The sequence below is a fragment of the Maribacter spongiicola genome, from assembly GCF_052119685.1.
GTDB lineage: Bacteria > Bacteroidota > Bacteroidia > Flavobacteriales > Flavobacteriaceae > Maribacter > Maribacter spongiicola_A.
In genome coordinates this window covers 88134-106297 of sequence record NZ_JBGQOO010000008.1, presented here as the reverse complement: position 1 = coordinate 106297, position 18164 = coordinate 88134, and the positions used below count along the sequence as shown (strand labels likewise).

The window sequence follows — 18164 nt, the reverse complement described above, 5'->3', positions numbered from 1 at the left end:
TTATGGTAGCCATTTTTTTGTTTCTTCAGGTTGGTTCATGCATATTTGTAAAGAGTAATGACAACAACAAAAATGAAAAATACCATTAGTACCTTAAAAGTAATATTCGCAATAATTTTATTCGTGGGATGTAATAATAGTGAGTCCAAAAAATTATATTATTCAATTAACTATAAGACATCTGGACTTGATTTTAATAATCAATTAATTGAAAATGACTCTATTAATATTTTAGATAATGAATTTGTTTATAATGGTGCCGGGGTTGCTATTGCTGATGTCAATGCAGATGGCTTAGATGATATCTTTCTCACGGGAAATCAAGTAAATAACAGGCTATATTTAAATCAAGGAAATCTTAAATTTAAAGATATAAGTATAGAAGCTCAAATTAGTAAAAAAGATACCCTACAATGGTCTTCTGGGGTAACGATACTTGATATTAATTTAGATGGATTACAAGATATTTATATCTGTAACACTTTTAGAAAAGATAGTACTCTTAGAAAAAATCTTTTATACATTAACCAAGGTAATAACGATAACAATATTCCACTATTTATAGAAGAAGCTGCAAAATATGGTTTGGATGACCCTACCTATTCATCTCACGCCCAATTTTTTGATTATGACAATGATGGTGATTTGGATGTATTCATAGGTGTTAATCGAATTGAAGGTATCAATCCAAATGAATTTAGCCCCTTGACTGACGATGGAACATCAAAAAGTAAAGATGTTCTCTATGAAAACGTTTTCATAGATAGCCTCAACCAAAGAAAATTTATTGATGTTTCTGAAAAAGCAGGAATAAGATATCATGGATATAGCCATAGTACTTTAATAAATGACTTTAACAATGATGGGTATGCAGATATTTATGTTGCCAATGATTTTTTAAGTAATGATTTAATTTACATTAATAATCAAGATGGTACTTTTTCGAATAAAGCAGGTGAAATTTTCAAACACTTTAGTCTATCTTCTATGGGTAGTGATATTGCAGATGTCAACAATGACGGTCTAATGGATATTTTTACCACAGAGATGCAGCCTTATTATAATAAAAGAAAAAAACTATTTCAAGGTCCAAGTAATTATCAGAAAGAAATATTTACAAAGAAATTTCAGTACGAGCATCAGTATACCAGAAATACACTACAGCAAAACTTAGGAATAAATCCTGAAAATGGTTTACCGATTTTCAGTGAAATAGGTATGTTTGCTGGCGTTCAAGAAACAGATTGGAGTTGGGCCCCTTTATTCGCAGATGTCGATAATGATGGATGGAAAGATTTACTAATTACAAACGGATTCCCAAAAGATGTAACTGATCGTGATTTTGGAGACTTTAGAATTACTGCCAGTAGACTAGTACCAAAAGAACAGTTAATAGAGGCTATTCCAGAAATTAAAATACCCAACTTTATTTTTAAGAATAATAATGGAAACGGATTTATAGACCAAACTAAAGCTTGGGGTCTTGACTATGGAACGTTTAGTAATGGTGCTGCTTATGGAGATTTAGACAATGATGGCGATTTAGATTTGGTAATAAATAATATTAATGACAAAGTACTCTTGTTACAAAATCGTTTAAATGAAATTAATCCCAATCAAAACTATTTAAGAGTTAAGTTAAAAGGAATCGATAAAAATAAAGAAGCTATTGGCAGCTCTATAATTGTGTATTATGGATCTCAACAACAACGACAATCTTTACTTTCTGGTAGGGGTTATTTATCACAACCTGAAAAAATGTTTCATGTTGGTCTTGGAACGGTAGATAAAATTGATAGTTTAAAAATAATCTGGCCCAATGGCAAAGAGCAAATAGAATTAAAACCAGAAATTAATAAAGACATTGAAGTTACTTACAACCCAACCACTACGAAAGTCCTAAAAAATAATATAGCACTTTTTAAGAAGTCAGACGATAATTTAGGTTTAAACCACTTTAGTAAAGATTTAGATTTTATAGATTTTAATTTTCAAACCACCATACCTCATAAATTTTCCCAATATGGTCCTTCAATTTCGGTTGGCGACATAAATGGTGATAATCTAGAAGACATGTTTATTGTTGGTAGTAGAGGAGAAAGCGAAACGTGGTTCATACAAACGGAACAAAGTACTTTTATTCAAAAAAATGTCGCCTACAAAAGCAATGAAAAACTAGAAGAAGATTCGAGTTCACTTTTATTTGATGTCGATAACGACGGCGATTTAGATTTATATATAGCTAGAGGAAGCGCCCAATACCCTAGTGGTAATATATTATACAAAGATCAACTTTTACTAAATGATGGTAAAGGAAATTTTACAGATTTTTCTCAAGCTATTCCTGATTTGAATACAAATACTACTTGTGTAAAAGCGGCCGATTTTGACAATGATGGAGATTTAGATCTTTTTGTTGGCGGTAGAGTTTTACCATTTGCGTACCCATCATCAGATAGATCTTATATTTTCGAGAACCAATCTGAAGGCGATAATATTAAATTTGTTGATGTTACAGTTAAAATGAATCCGAAATTTGAATTCGCTGGCTTAGTCAGTGATGCTATTTGGACCGATTTTAATAATGACTTTTGGCCAGATTTAATTATAGCAAGTGAATGGATGCCGCTACGTTTCTTCGCGAATCGAAATGGCAAATTAGTTGAAATTACAGAAGATACCGGTATACAAAATCATTTAGGATGGTGGAATAGTTTGACAGCAGGTGATTTTGATAACGATGGCGATATCGATTATATAGCGGGTAATTTTGGAAGAAATATAAACTTTCAAGGAGACACTGCCCAACCTATTCGATTATATGCTAAAGACCTTGATGGAAACGGATCAATTGACCCCTTACTTTCTTATTATTTAAGAGATAGTTTAGGAACGAAAAAAGAATATCTATACCATCCTTGGCAAGATGTAACAAAGCAATATGTTGGTATAAGGAAAAAATTCAATTCATTTGGTGAATTTGGATCCACTACTCTTCCAGAAATGTTCAATGATGGTCTATTAGACGATGCTACAAAATTAACTTTTAATGAAATGGAGACTTCCCTAATAGAAAATATTGGAAATGGAAAATTCGTTATGCGTAAACTACCTTCAAATGTTCAACATGCGCCGATTTATGGAATGTTATCACAAGATATAGATGAAGACAATTTATTGGATATTGTTCTTGTTGGCAATGACTTTGGAATGGAGGTTCAACAAGGAATGGCCGATGCACTTGTTGGCTTAATTTTAAAGAATACAGGTAACTTAAATATGAAAAGTCTAAATTTAGCGGAATCCAATTTTTATGTTTCTGGGGATGCTAAAGCATTAGTCAACATAAATTTAAAAAATGGAAAAGAATTAATTATTGCATCGCAAAATAATGATTCTATAAAAGTACATGAATATAATACTCCTAGTTATTTTGCTATTGAAAAATTTCTTAAAAATGAGGTTAAAGCAATTATTACTTTTAAAGATGGAAAGAAAAGAATTCAAGAAGTCTATTGGGGAGATAGTTTTAATTCTCAATCAAACTCAACTATTTCTATCACCAAAAATATTACAGAGATAAATTTCTACAATAATAATGGAGAAAAAACAAGAACTTTAAAAATGTAATACGCTCAAATTAATCTACTTCAACTCCTGATTCATAAACCAATCATACAGTGCTTCTGTTTCGTAAGCTTTGATCCAGGCACTATGTCCGACATTGGGGTATTTAGTGAAGATGACTTCGTACCCCATTTCTTTTAATCTGGCTACCATGGTTTCAGATTCTTCTATTGGTATAGACTTATCTTTCTCGCCGTGAAAAACCCAGATGGGCATGTCCCTATTAATCCAAGAAGCATAAGGTAAGGGCGTCATACCACAAACTACTGCCATCGCAGCGAAGGTATCAGGATATTGTACTGCCATTTCCCAAGCAGCTCCGCCCCCTCGGCTTAATCCGGTTAAATAAATTCTACGTTTGTCAATTCTATTATTATCTACAATGGAGTCCAACAATTGCTTTACAGCCCTTGTATTCCACCACTTTTTCTCGTTTGGGTTCTGGGGTGCCAATATTAAAAACGGAAATTTTTTTCCCTGAACTATCAATTTAGGCGGACCATTTCTTTTCACCGTAACCAAGCTATCGCCAGATTCGCCACCGCCATGTAAAAATAATAGTATTGGGAAATCTTTATCAGGCTCCTCCTCATAATCTTCTGGGTAATACAAGTAATAGGCTAGATTTTCTTTCACATTCGTTTCCATTTCTGAATCTATCAGAATAGGTTTTGCTTGAGATGCACAACTTTGAAAAATAACCAGTAAAACAATATATAAAATTGACCTCATCTGTAAATTCGAAATTTCTATCAAATGTACCCCAAAAAGAAACTCTTTTAAAGTTAAAGTGGTTTTAGGTCCATTTGTACTCTAAAAGTTAGACGAACAAGAATTCAAAAACTTATTTAAAATTTTGCGAAACAAAAAAAGAGGATGCTCAATGCATCCTCCTTTTTAAATCTATGTTCTCTCTTTTATTTATCTGTATAAGGTAAAGTGACCTACATACTTAATTGCATCACTATTTGCATTAACTACATACCAATAATCGCCTGTTGGCACTTCTTTACCTTCATATTTACCATCCCAGCCGCTTACCTCATCTAATACAGCCACTACTCTACCATAACGGTCATAAATTCGAACCTCAACACCATCAAAAAGTTCTCTATTATTCGGCGACCAAATATCATTGAGGTTATCTCCATCGGGAGTGAAGAAATTAGGGAATTCTAACATACCTGTAAATTCAAATGGTACACTAAGCTCTAATTCACAACCTCTTGCATCTCTTACACGAACATTTACTATTCCACTTTCATTGGTTGTAAAGGTAGTTTCCTCACCAAAGGATTGTCCGTTGAAAAAGAACTCATATTCTCCATATCCACCAGCTGCAGTTGCAAGAACCTCATTTGGCCCGGTTTTATCTACTACTAGGCTCAAAGGCTCATATCCATCAATACTAAACTCCACCATATTGGTACAACCATTTTCATGATAAATGTGTACGATATGATCACCAGCAGGTAAATCACCCCAAACATACTCGTCGGTTGCATTTGCTGTTATAGCATCTGTAGGATCAATTGGGTCAAGAGCAAACATCAGCTCAGACAATAAGTTATTATTTTCTAATTGAATAGTTGTTGTACTTGTTGGGAATATACCATCACAGCCATATTGTACTAATGGCTCTGCCGTTAGATCTACCCCTATATTTATGGTAAACAATTCAGAAACGGAACAAAGATTAACATCTTGAATGTAAATAACATAAGAAGCTCCACCTTGCAAATCTTCTACAATAGCACCTGTATAAGGTGCAAATACAGCTGTACCCGATTCATCTATTGGATCGACCATTTCAATTTTGTACTCAAAATACGGAGTAGGGTTTACAGTAACATCGTTGAACGGAGTACCGCCTATTACGTCAAAAACAACCGAACCGTTATTGGCACCAATACATAACTCAGGTGTAGTGTCGATATTAATTATCTGTAACTCATCTGGCTCTTCAACTGTGATAAAATCTTTTTCAAAACAACCGTTGTCATCCTTTATTAAAATCTCATATGTACCTGCTGCAAGCTCATCAAAAGTATATGTACCAGGATTATCAGAATCACTAAAGAATTCGTTAAAGTTCGGTGCAATTGCAAATTGAATTAAACCTACACCACCTGCACTAACAGAAACAGTAATCGAACCGTCTTCTTCACCATTACAAGATACATTTGTTGGTATAGCATCAAAAATTATAGGATCTGGCCTAACAATTTCAAACGGACCATCTACAGCCTCACAAGTTAAACCACTTGTAACGCCAATCCAATAATCTGTACCTTCAGGAAGTCCTTCAAAAGTACCTTCATCTTGTGGACCTCTGAATATTGTTGCTGTTCCAAGATTAAAACCATCTGTAGGTTGCCCTATGTATAATGTAAATATATTATTACCTACACCGCCACTTGCAAAAGATTCTATTCTACCATCTAATTCAGATGCACAAGAAATTGGATCTACTGGAGAATTTGGTAAAAATTCAAGATCAGAAGCATCTGTCATGGTAATACCATTAGAACGTATTGCCGGGCAAGCACCTGCCGCGTTAACCTTTCTTACATCATATTGATATGTAATACCCTGTACACCTGTTGCATTAAAGGAATTACCTGTCATCGGCACATAAGTACCAATGGTTACTCCGTTTTCAACTCTTAAGTATTCGTACGTAAATAAAGGATCAGGATTCTCAACCGTCAATCTTATTTCACCATCTCCTCCACAACCTGGTACTCTTATTTGAACCAAAACTGGTTGAATTGGTGGTGGTGGATCAACATAGTAGGCATCAGTCACATACGAACATCCAAAACTAGAAGATACTTCTATTGCATACCAACCTGCACTAATATAACCGCCACTATCACCAATGAAAGTAGGTGTGTTCTGTAATCCACTTTGCGAAACAATAGCTGTGTTATCATCACCACTTAAATACAATAAAGTATAGTTGTAACCTGCCCCAGCAAAACCTCCACTTGCACCAGCCGTAGCTGTAATGGCGTCACCTGTTGTAGTGTCATAAGCTTCAAGCACCGCATTGTTACCATTAGGGCAATCTAGTGTTTGTGGCTCTCTAATACCTGCAAGAATTTGAGGCACTTCTTCTAATTCTATCTCTTCTGTATTTGTACAACCTTCTACATCTCTAACCTCAACTTCATAGAACCCGAAAGAAAGATTAGTAAATTCATTATCATTCGAAAAGGCTGCAATTTCAGTAGTATAGGTAGCACCGCCATCTGTGCTCATCAACAATCTATATTCATACGGAGTAGTATCCCAACCACCAATACCAGTAGCAATTATTTCACCTGTATCGTTCGTACAACTAACATTACCTATAGATTCTGCAGTTACTTGAAGTTCCCCATTGGGAGTTCTAATATTTGTAACATTACTTGTACCAGAACAGAATGGTATATCTGCAGAAACCACATCAACGATCAAGTTACCACCTGGTAAATTATCTATTCTCGCTTCGTCTCCATTAACATCAGGGTAGTTAGTTGTATCAAAAGTTTGAGAAGTTAAAAGTGTAGACCTTGTTACGTCTGTAGCTTCATAAACAAACACTTCAAACTCACCTGTGTAATTACCTACAGTTATGAATAACGCTCCATCATTGCCTGGCACTGCACAACTAACTGGTTTAGCCTCGCTAATTAAAACCGTTGGAATTTCTGGTGTATTAACCGTATGTACTGGCATAGGGTATGTACAACCCACTGTATTATCGGTTACTTCGAATAAATAATCTCCTACATCAGATAAGTAAACATCTACATAGTTATTACCCGATGTGTTGGTCACTGGAGCGACCGGAATTACCGATACCGTATTCACCGTAAAATCAGTTGTACCTATAACTTGTATACGTACACGTTCATCATCTCTACAGTTTAGAATATCGACCTCAATAATTGTTGGAACAACATCTGTAGGCGGATTAATTGTAGGTACATCAAAAGTTGTTTCACATCCATTACCATCTATGGCGTATACGGTAATATTCTGAGCACTACCATCATCAATGATTTCAAACGTATTAAGAGTTTGATAATTTTCAAAACCAGTGATACTATATTGATATCCTGAACCAACAGTACCTGCGTCTAACACATTTACCGTAATAATGGTTGAACTATATCTATTTGCACCAGGCTCACAAGCAAAATCTGCAGCACTGGCCGAAATACTAAATGCATCAGGATTTGTAATCGTATGTATTCCAGATAACACCTCACAATTGCGAGCCGTTACGACTTGAACTTGATAATCACCTGCAGGTAAATTTGAAAAAGCACCAGTATTATTTCTAGTTACTTCTGTAGTTCCTGAGGTTACATTATTTAATATATAAGTAATCGGAGTGTCTTGAGATGTGAATGGTACCAATGCATTTGCCGGACCAACTACTATCTCAATAGACCCGTCATTCTCATCTCTACAACTAATATCGATTGCTTCTTCTGAAACAATTACAGGTTGTGCTGCCTGATTTAAAATGATGTTTGATACCGTAGTTTCACAGAAACCAGCACCATCGTTCACAATTCGATCCGTAATTAATACTTCATATGTACCAGGAGCTAAACCTGTAAATATTGGATCATTTGTTTGTGTTATTGGACCTACTGCGCTAGAGGTATAATCGATACCCGTTAACTCATATGTAAAATCTCCACTACCACCAGTTGTTCCTATTGTTATTTCTCCATCTGCATCATTACACGTACTATCTGTTGAAAATCTACCTGTAGCTGACAAGAAATCATATACAATAGCAATACCTTCACTGGTACAACCGTTGGCATCTACTACATCTACAACATAATCACCAGGACTACTTACGATATATGTATACTCCCAAAAGGCACCAACTACTGTTGGTAGTTGCTCATCACCACCCAAAGTGAATCTTGGAGTGTTAACAGAACTAGGTACTCTTACTGTAATATCAAAGGCAGTTGAAGTAGGATCACATTGGTTTACTACAGCAAATGTTGGAATAGCTAAATCTGGATCTAATGAAATAATAGTAGCAATATCAAATGAAGTACAACCACTTGCGTCTCTTACGTATACATCATAAGTACCATCAGGTGCAGAGAATGTAGTATTTGTTGTCCAACCTGAAGGCGCTAAACCAGTATCCATAAAAGCAAATTCATATGGGCCACCAGAACCACCTCTACCTTGTACGGTAACTTGACCGAATGCATTACAATTTGCAGCAACTTCTTGTAAAATATCAATATCTGGTAAATTCTGAATTATAGTCACCGGAGCGGCATCTGTACAAGAGTCGGTTAAATTTTCAACCACTATCTGATAGTTACCTGGTAATTCAGGATACGAACCAGTATAAGGCAAGCCTATAGTTGTTACTGAGTTTTCAAGAATTGTACTTGATCCATCTGCATTATCAATTAATTCAATTCTTAAGGCATCGCCAATTACAAACCCTATTATATTATAAGTTATTTCACCATTTCTGTTGACATCACAAGCACCAGGTGTCGAACTTGCAGAAACATCTAATGTTGAAGGTCCGTCTACTGGAGATATTTCTTGTTCATAAGTACAACCCGTAACCACATCCAAAACAACAACAGTATAAGCCACTCCGTATTGTATACCATCTGTTGCATTACTAAACGTATGATCATTAACTGCCGGTGTATTATTTAAATTATAAAAACCTGGCTGATCTATTAATCTTATTTGATATGACCCAGAACCTCCACTTACAGTTACTGCATACGTAAAAGCGGTATCATCACAAGTTGCTGGTGCTGGTGGAGGTATTGGTGCAATCACTACTTCGTTTGAAGTAATTGTAACCGTATCAATATCCGTACAACCATTAGCATCAATAGTAATAACAGTATAATCTCCCGTTACTAAAAGTGGATCTAAAATTTGTATTGGAAAAGCACTTTGATTTTCTACACGCGTAATTTCTACTCCTGTATTGTCCTCAATTATAAATGTATAGTCAGGGGTTCCATCGGTTACGGCGTCAATATTGATTCCGCCACTAACTGGTCCGCTACCACCACAAACTGCCTGAACTTCAGAAACTGTTGTAGCTGGCGGTGCAGTTGTATCTAATACGATATCAAACGTATCGACTACAGTTTCACAACCTCTAGCATCTCTTACTAAATAAGAGTAAGTACCTACGGTTAAACTAGAAAATACAGTTTCGGTACCCCAGCCAGTTCCATTAAAATTTACTTCATATGGTGGTACTCCACTGGTAGCATCTGGTATAATAGTAACCGCTCCGTTATTTGTTGAACTACAACTTACCGGTCTCGCAACGTAAGATGCAGCTGCAATATTTTGAGGCGGATTTAAGGTGATTGAAACAGACTGTGCTACGCAACCACTACTTGTTGTATTATTATCGGTAATTCTGAAAACATAATCACCAGGCACATTTGTATCATAATCAAAAGTATTGGTAGTAAGTGAAAATGCCGCACCAAAAGTAGCACCTCCATCAGCACTAACTTCATATTGCTTTGTACCTGCACCAGAAGTATAACCACCATTAACACTTACGCTAATTCTACCATCAGCTCCTCCACAAGGTATTTCAGCTACAATGCTTGTATTCACTCTTAATTGAGGTGCAATAGTTATGGGAAGACTATCTGAACAGTCATTACCATCTACCACTTCAATTGTGTAATTACCAGGAGAAAGTCCTGCAAAACTTGGAGTTGGTTGTAACGTACCACCATTAATTCTATATTGATGTGTTCCAATAGCCGCTGTACCTGCCGTAGAAGTGACTGCAACCGTAGCACCAGTACCTGCAACGAAACAGAAATCTGACGACGGACCATCTAACACTATACTTGGCGCATCGATAGGGTTTAAATCGAATGAAAAAGTATCTGTACAACCTTCAGCATCTTCAACAGTTAATGTGTATGTTCCCGATGCAGAAAGATTACTAAAGGTTCTTCCAGATTTTGGTCCTATTTGTGGTCCTACAGGCTGTGTTAAGGTATATCTAAAAGTACCCCAACCACCAGTTGCATTTGCTCTAACGGCTCCTAAATTTCCATTTGCACAGCTCATATCAGTAACTGTACTCGTTGATAAATCTAAAACCGGAGCATCTTGAATATCGAAAGAAGAAGTATCGGTACAACCAGTATCAGCATCAGTTACGGTAATCGTATATGTACCTGCACCTGATAATGGTAAGATTACTTCATTAGCACTTTGAGGTCCGCCAGAGAATAATCCTCCATTAATATCATATGTATAGTTATTCGCAAATCCGTCAATAATGAAAGTACCCGTACCATCGGTTTCTCCATTACAAACTCTTAAATCTCCGCCAGATTTTACTCTAACACGAATAGAACTAATAACTACAGGTCTAAAACCTTCAGTATACGAACAACCGTTTACATCTGTAATTTGAAAAATATATGCTTGAGAAGTTAGTAAACCTGTAAAAGTTGCGTTATTTCCATTATCAAAATAAGCGGGACTAATAATTTCATATCTATTGATAGCCGCATTGCTTGTTGGTGTCAACTGCACATCTGTAGTACCAGCAGCACAACTAATATTACTTTGGGCAAAATCTAAATTTGTAGGTGGATCAACATCTAAAATATCAATTGCTGTAAGATCTAAACGACAACCACCTGCATCTTTAATAATAGGTGTATAGGTACCCGCAGCTAAATCGGTATAAGAAGTCGTTGCTGAGAAATTAACCCCATCAATACTAAAAACATATCCACTACCTGACCCACCAGAAAACGGACCAACAAAATCAATTTGTCCGCCAGTTGTTCCAGCTCCTGTACAAGTAACATCAGAAACTTTAGTTGCACTACCGGTTAATGAGCCTACAGTTATTACTGTTTGAGAAGCTAGGTCTAATGTACATTCGAATCCACCTTGTTGGTATCTTACTTCAATATCATTATAAGTACCCGCAGCTACCGAAATTTGTGGTGTACTTACCCACGGTGCAGTAGCACTTTCTCGATAAGAAATATTGTACCCTCTACCATTATTTATAGTAAACTCTAATTTAGCCCCACCGTTACTACATGTACCGTCGATACCTGCAACAGTTACATCTGGTGGCAATAAATCTTCAACATCAGAAGATGCGTTTATAATACAACCATTGGTATCGGTAATGACAAAATCATAGGTACCTGCAGTAGTTACTGTATATATTGTAGTACCAGAATCTGTAGCAGCATTACCAAATGAAGGTTGTACCGGTCCGCCATTTACGGTAAATGTATATGGAGCAGAACCTCCTGTAGTATTTAATGTAATGTCTACGCTAGAAATATTTGAACAACCAAAACTACTATTTACTTCGGTAGAAGCATCTAAAGCAGAAGCCCCAGCACCTATAGTTAAAGGGTTACCGCTTGTATCTACATTTTGTCTTGGAGCAGTAATTCCGTTTAAAGGATCTCCTTTACATTGTTGTGTTTCTACCTGTACCGTATATGTACCAAAACCTACTGCAGAAAATGTATAAGGGTTGGTTGGTATAAAAGCGGTAAATTCTTGGGCAACACCACTAGAATTCAACAAAGTGTATTTATAAGGACCAGGAACATTAGAAGCGGTAACAGTAATACTACCTGTATCGACACTACATAGTGCATCTGTAAAAGTTGCGGCTATTTCAATTTCCTTTTCCTCTATTGTAATAGGCTCATAAGGATATTCACAAGTATTGGCCGTATTTCTTAATCTTGCTAGAATATTATAAGTACCAGGTGTTAGGTTAGAAAATATAGCTCCTTGCCAAATAGTACCACCATCGATACTAAATTCGTAGGCACTCGATAAATTGGTAATCTGTATTCTACCATCAACACCACATATATAATCTTGTTTTACATATGTTTGGGTAATGGTACTTTTCTTTACTTTAAAATAATATGGTTGACCGTTTACAAGAACTCTGTATTCGGCACCTGAAGTAGCTGGTACAGAACTGGCATCTAAATTAAATGTTTGTCCAGAACTAATCGTAGAATAACAAGAAGCTGTAGTGCTCGGGCATTCTGTATTTACGTTCGCTGTGCAAGAGCCACCTAATACTTGCCATGAAACTGAACTATGCGGGCCACCAGACAAACTTATTGTACGATCATCAAAATCACCACATAGATTAAACCGTGCAATTGTAAATCCGTTATCATTACAAGTCTCTGTAGCATCTGCACCGACAATAAGTGTGGTAAACATTGCTGAGGTAGTAAAGTTAGACTTTTGTACAACTTGAACTTTCTTTTCTAAGACCGTGGTGTTTTTGGCAGAAACCGAAACAGCCTTTTTGATTACATGTGCCACCTCTTCGTACAAAGTGGTTACTTTAGAGTTGGCTAATGCCGTAGTACCAATTACTGAAATAACGATCAGAAGAAGTACATACAGCGCATACCGCTGTTGTTTTGGAAGCATAGGTTAAGTTTCGTTTTTAAGAACAAAGTTGATTTGGGATCTAATTAGTTCTTTGGTGTAATTTTTTGCTTATATTTTATCTTTTAAATAATCATGTGTTCTCTAACATAATTCTAACGCTCGTATATGAAAAATAGTATCATCTTCAACCTTTTATTCGTTATAACGCTTAATTTTTCTTGCGCACAAAATACTGATAACAAAGTAACTACACCAAAAGAGTCGGTTTTTACAACTGAGCTGTTCGTCGATGAGCTACATATTCCATGGGGGTTTACCTTCCTTCCTGACAATAGTATTTTAATCACTGAAAAAGAAGGTAAATTGATTCATTTTAAAAATGGAAAAAAAACGATAATCGGTAATTTACCTGAAGTATATAATAGAGGTCAAGGCGGATTATTAGATGTTGCCCTTCACCCTAAGTACAAAGAAAACGGATGGATCTACCTTACGTATGCATCAGTAGAAGGAGATGAAAAGGGCGGACATACCGCATTGATGAGAGCAAAATTGAAGAACAATTCTTTGACCGAAACACAAGTACTTTATAAGGCGGTACCGAATACTACAAAAGGGCAACATTTTGGATCTAGAATTGCTTTTGATAATGATGGATATCTTTTCTTTTCTATTGGAGAACGCGGCGATAGAGATATTAACCCGCAAGACATTAAAAGAGATGGTGGTAAAATTTACCGTTTACACGACGATGGGCGTATACCGAAAGACAATCCGTTTATAAGCGAAAAAGGCGCCAAGACTGCCATTTACAGTTACGGACACCGAAATCCGCAAGGGTTGATAAAGCATCCAGTTACAGGAGAAATTTGGGATAACGAACACGGACCAAGAGGTGGTGATGAAATTAATATCATTAAGAAAGGAGCTAACTACGGATGGCCTTTAGTCACCTACGGAATCAATTATGGCGGCACCCCTATTACCGATAAAACAGAGATGAGCGGCATGGAGCAACCTATACATTATTGGGTACCGTCTATTGCCCCTAGCGGAATGGAGTTTGTAACTACGGATAAATACAAAAATTGGAAAGGGAGCCTTTTAGTAGGATCCTTGGCTTTTCAATATTTAGAACGATTAGTAATGGATGGAAACAAAGTAACTACACGTGAAAAATTAATGGACGGACTAGGTAGAGTACGTGCCGTAAAACAAGGTCCAGATGGTTTTATTTATGTCGCCGTTGAAGGAAAAGGTATTTATAAACTAATTCCGAAAAAGTAGCATAATAGCAAGCACTCGAAATCAAAAAAGGTCTGTAATCAAACATGGTTACAGACCTTTTTTTATAGTATCATAAAATATAGAAGAGCTACTTACCCCCTACCGGCATCAATAGCCAGCTTAACGGAGCCATGCTTTTTCAATAAAGCTTCAGCGGCGGCGTATTCAATATTCAGCCCTTCCATAATATAGCGCGTACCACGATCAACCAACTTATCGTTGCTTAATTGCATATTCACCATCTTATTCCCTTTAACTCTACCAATTTTTATCATTAAAGCGGTAGATATCATATTTAATACCAGTTTTTGAGACGTACCACTTTTCATTCTTGTACTACCGGTAAGAAATTCCGGACCTACATTAATCTCAATAGGTATATCAGCAATTCTAGCAATTGGTGCACCAGGGTTGTTGGTAATTGCAGCCGTTAATATTCCGTTTTTCTTAGCATCTTCCAATCCGCCAATTACATAGGGTGTACTACCAGAGGCAGCTATACCGACTACCACATCATACGTATTAATATCATGAGCTTTTAAATCTATCCATGCCTGCTTGGTAGCATCTTCGGCATTTTCAACTGCTTTTCTAATGGCAGTATCACCACCAGCAATTAAACCGACCACACGTTCATGCGGCATACCAAAAGTTGGGGGAATCTCAGAAGCATCTAGAATTCCCAATCTACCACTGGTACCTGCACCTATGTAAAATAATCTTCCGCCTTTATTAAATCTTTCTGTTAAGGCATCTACAAGCTTCGTTACTTGCGGAATCGTTTTTTCTACTGCATCGGCAATCTTCTTATCCTCCTCATTCATTTTTTGAAGAATAGTAGTAGTATTCATCAACTCTAAATTGTCGTGGTTCGACGGAGTTTCGGTAATTTTCTTGTAATCCATATACTTATAAAATTTTTATATCGTGATTTCTAAATGCCTTTAGCAATGCATCATCGGGCTTTAATTCTGTGATCATGGTATTAATAGAATTAATATCACACGTTTTATAGCGGTGTTGAGAATTCAGTTTTTCAGAGATAGATAATAAGACCGTTTTCTTAGAAGCTTTAATCACCGCTTTTTTGATTTGTACAATATCCCAATCGAATTCTGTTAATCCGTAGGTTGCATCAACATATCCTGTACCGATAAAGCTATAATCAAATCGTATCTCAGATAGATGATGAATGGCATTTGCGCCAATAGCAATTTGTGCTTCCTTCGAAATTTGTCCCCCAATAGAAATTACATTAATATTTGCTTTATGAGACAATTCCATAGCAACCGGTAAACTAATCGTAAAACAAGTAAGGTTTAAATTCTCAGGTATAATTCTTGCAAGCTCCATACACGTAGTACCACCATCTAAAAAAATAACGGCACCATCTCGCAGCATACTAACTGCCTTCACCGCAATTGCCGCCTTATCTTCTATCTTATATATATTAGTGTTTCTTGCACTATTGGTCATGTAGCCCATAGAGATTGCACCACCATGAACTTTACGCAATTTATTTTCTGCATCAAGCTCTTTAACGTCACGCCTTATAGTATCAATTGATACGTCTAAAGCCTCGGCAATATCTGTTATAAGTATTCTATTATGTAAGTCAACTTCACTTAAAATGGTTTGTTGACGTTCTTCTTTTAGCATGTAATAGCAACTTTATGTACTTGTGATTATCACAAAGATAATGATTTTTAACACATGCTGTTTTATGTCGTTAATATTACCAAAACAAAAATTAATTATTAATTAACAGCAAAATACAGCAATATTTATTGCAAAAAACTGCATCTAATAAAAATAACGCATATATTTGCATGATTTAAAAATCTAAAAATCTACCACAACCTCATGAAAACAGCTATAAAAAATTCCAAGATCGACATCACCCACAAACCGATTGGTCAGTTCGAAGAAACCCGATTCGAAAAAATTCATAATGTCATTTTCGAAGACTCCAATGAAGCTTCGATAGTCGTAGCTCATGAAATTGCTGCTTTAATAAAAAAGAGACAGGGACAAAAGAGAAATTGCGTTTTAGGTTTAGCAACTGGTTCTTCTCCAATACGGGTTTATGAAGAATTGGTTCGTATGCACAAAGAAGAAGGTTTAAGTTTTAAAAATGTTATCACTTTCAACTTAGATGAATACTTACCGATGGAGCCGAATAACATACAGAGTTATTTTTACTTCATGCATGAGCATCTTTTTAATCATGTAGATATTCCTGAAAAAAATATTCATATACCAGATGGCACCGTAAGTAATGAAGAAACTACAGCATACTGCCTAAGCTACGATCGTAAAATAAAAGAGCATGGCGGTTTAGACTTTCAATTACTGGGTATTGGTAGAACGGGGCATGTAGGTTTCAATGAACCAGGATCACATTTTAATTCTGGAACACGGGTAATTACTTTAGATCACATCACAAGAGTAGATGCAGCACCTTCATTCTTAGGAATAGCCAATGTACCTAGAAAAGCAATTACCATGGGGATTGCCACAGTACGAAAAGCCAAAAGAATTGTTTTATTGGGCTGGGGAGAAAACAAAGCTGGTATCATTAAAAAAACTATAGAAGGCGATATTTCATCTCATGTACCGGCAACCTATCTGCAAGAACATGACAATTGTACTTTTGTTTTAGATACAGGTGCAGGTAGCCAATTAACTAGAAATAAGACACCTTGGTTAGTTGATGCTTGCGAATGGAACGAGGAGTTAAAGGCTAAAGCCATGGTTTGGCTTTGTGAAACTACAGGCAAAACTATTTTAAGTCTGACAGATAAAGATTATAATGATAACGGTATGGCCGATCTTTTAGCCTTAGCCGATTCTTATGATCTAAATATTGAAATGTTCAATAAATTACAACATACCATTACAGGTTGGCCAGGCGGCAAACCAAATGCTGATGATACCCACAGACCAGAACGAGCTATACCGGCTATAAAGCGAGTAATCATTTTTAGTCCGCACCCAGATGATGATGTTATTTCTATGGGCGGCACTTTTGACAGATTAGTCGAGCAAGGTCATGATGTACATATTGTATATCAAACTTCTGGCAACATTGCAGTTTCAGATACCGATGCTAGAAAATATGCTGAGATAGCCATGCAAATTAATCCGTCAGATGAGGCTAAAAATATTATAAAATCTATAGCAGAGAAAAACGAAACACGCATAGATGCTCCAGAAGTTAGAAATTTAAAGGGAAAAATAAGAAGAGGGGAATCATATGCCGCTACCAGATACATGGGGCTTGATGATAATAACGTACACTTTTTAGATCTTCCTTTTTATGAAACAGGTACGATAAAGAAGAAAAACTTATCTGATGAAGATATTAAGATTGTGGTAAATATTATCAAACAGATAAAACCTCATCAAATTTATGCCGCTGGCGATTTAGCCGATCCACATGGTACACACAAGGTTTGTTTAGATGCTGTATTTGCAGCATGCGAAGAATTGAAATCAGAGTCATTCATGAAAGATTGCTGGTTATGGTTATACAGAGGCGCTTGGCATGAGTGGGACATCAACGAAATTGAAATGGCAGTACCAATGAGTCCGGGGCAAGTATTGAAAAAGCGATATGCTATTTTCTGTCACCAATCTCAAAAAGACGGAGTGATGTTTCAAGGTGATGATTCAAGAGAATTCTGGATGCGTGCAGAAGAAAGAAATCGTGACACTGCCAATAAATACAAAGCAATGGGCTTATCATCATACGCCGCAATGGAAGCCTTTGTAAGACATAAATTCAACTAACAACTAAA

7 protein-coding genes are annotated in these 18164 nt (G+C 36.2%); 3 read left to right on the top strand and 4 right to left on the bottom strand.

The window, feature by feature from the left end; all coding sequences use genetic code 11:
* The first annotated feature begins 72 nt into the window (after positions 1 to 72).
* A complete protein-coding gene (locus ACEN2N_RS13100; protein WP_441824746.1) occupies positions 73 to 3630 on the top strand; it encodes a VCBS repeat-containing protein in 3558 nt (1185 codons plus the stop codon).
* Between the two features lie 15 nt (positions 3631 to 3645).
* On the opposite strand, the gene ACEN2N_RS13095 is transcribed toward ACEN2N_RS13100, so the two are convergent.
* Together ACEN2N_RS13095 and ACEN2N_RS13090 are read right to left on the bottom strand one after the other, a co-directional pair.
* Entirely contained in the window at positions 3646 to 4359 is a 714-nt protein-coding gene (locus ACEN2N_RS13095; RefSeq protein ID WP_441824745.1) for a prolyl oligopeptidase family serine peptidase, read from the bottom strand.
* A gap of 189 nt (positions 4360 to 4548) precedes the next feature.
* The gene (locus tag ACEN2N_RS13090; protein WP_441824744.1) at positions 4549 to 13116 is read right to left on the bottom strand and encodes a T9SS type B sorting domain-containing protein; all 8568 of its coding nucleotides are present in this window, start codon (positions 13114 to 13116) and stop codon (positions 4549 to 4551) included.
* Positions 13117 to 13242: 126 nt separating this feature from the next.
* On the opposite strand from ACEN2N_RS13090, the gene ACEN2N_RS13085 reads away from it, so the two are divergent.
* On the top strand, positions 13243 to 14364 hold the full coding sequence (locus ACEN2N_RS13085) for a PQQ-dependent sugar dehydrogenase (protein ID WP_441824743.1): 1122 nt from the start codon (positions 13243 to 13245) through the stop codon (positions 14362 to 14364).
* 92 nt (positions 14365 to 14456) lie between these two features.
* Here the strand turns inward: ACEN2N_RS13085 and murQ are convergent, their stop codons facing one another.
* Entirely contained in the window at positions 14457 to 15269 is an 813-nt protein-coding gene (murQ, locus tag ACEN2N_RS13080) for an N-acetylmuramic acid 6-phosphate etherase (RefSeq protein ID WP_441824742.1), read from the bottom strand.
* A 4-nt stretch (positions 15270 to 15273) separates the two neighbouring features.
* Entirely contained in the window at positions 15274 to 16023 is a 750-nt protein-coding gene (locus tag ACEN2N_RS13075; protein WP_441824741.1) for a DeoR/GlpR family DNA-binding transcription regulator, read from the bottom strand.
* A 204-nt stretch (positions 16024 to 16227) separates the two neighbouring features.
* On the opposite strand from ACEN2N_RS13075, the gene nagB reads away from it, so the two are divergent.
* The gene (gene nagB, locus ACEN2N_RS13070) at positions 16228 to 18156 is read left to right on the top strand and encodes a glucosamine-6-phosphate deaminase (protein ID WP_441824740.1); all 1929 of its coding nucleotides are present in this window, start codon (positions 16228 to 16230) and stop codon (positions 18154 to 18156) included.
* Positions 18157 to 18164 lie beyond the last annotated feature (8 nt).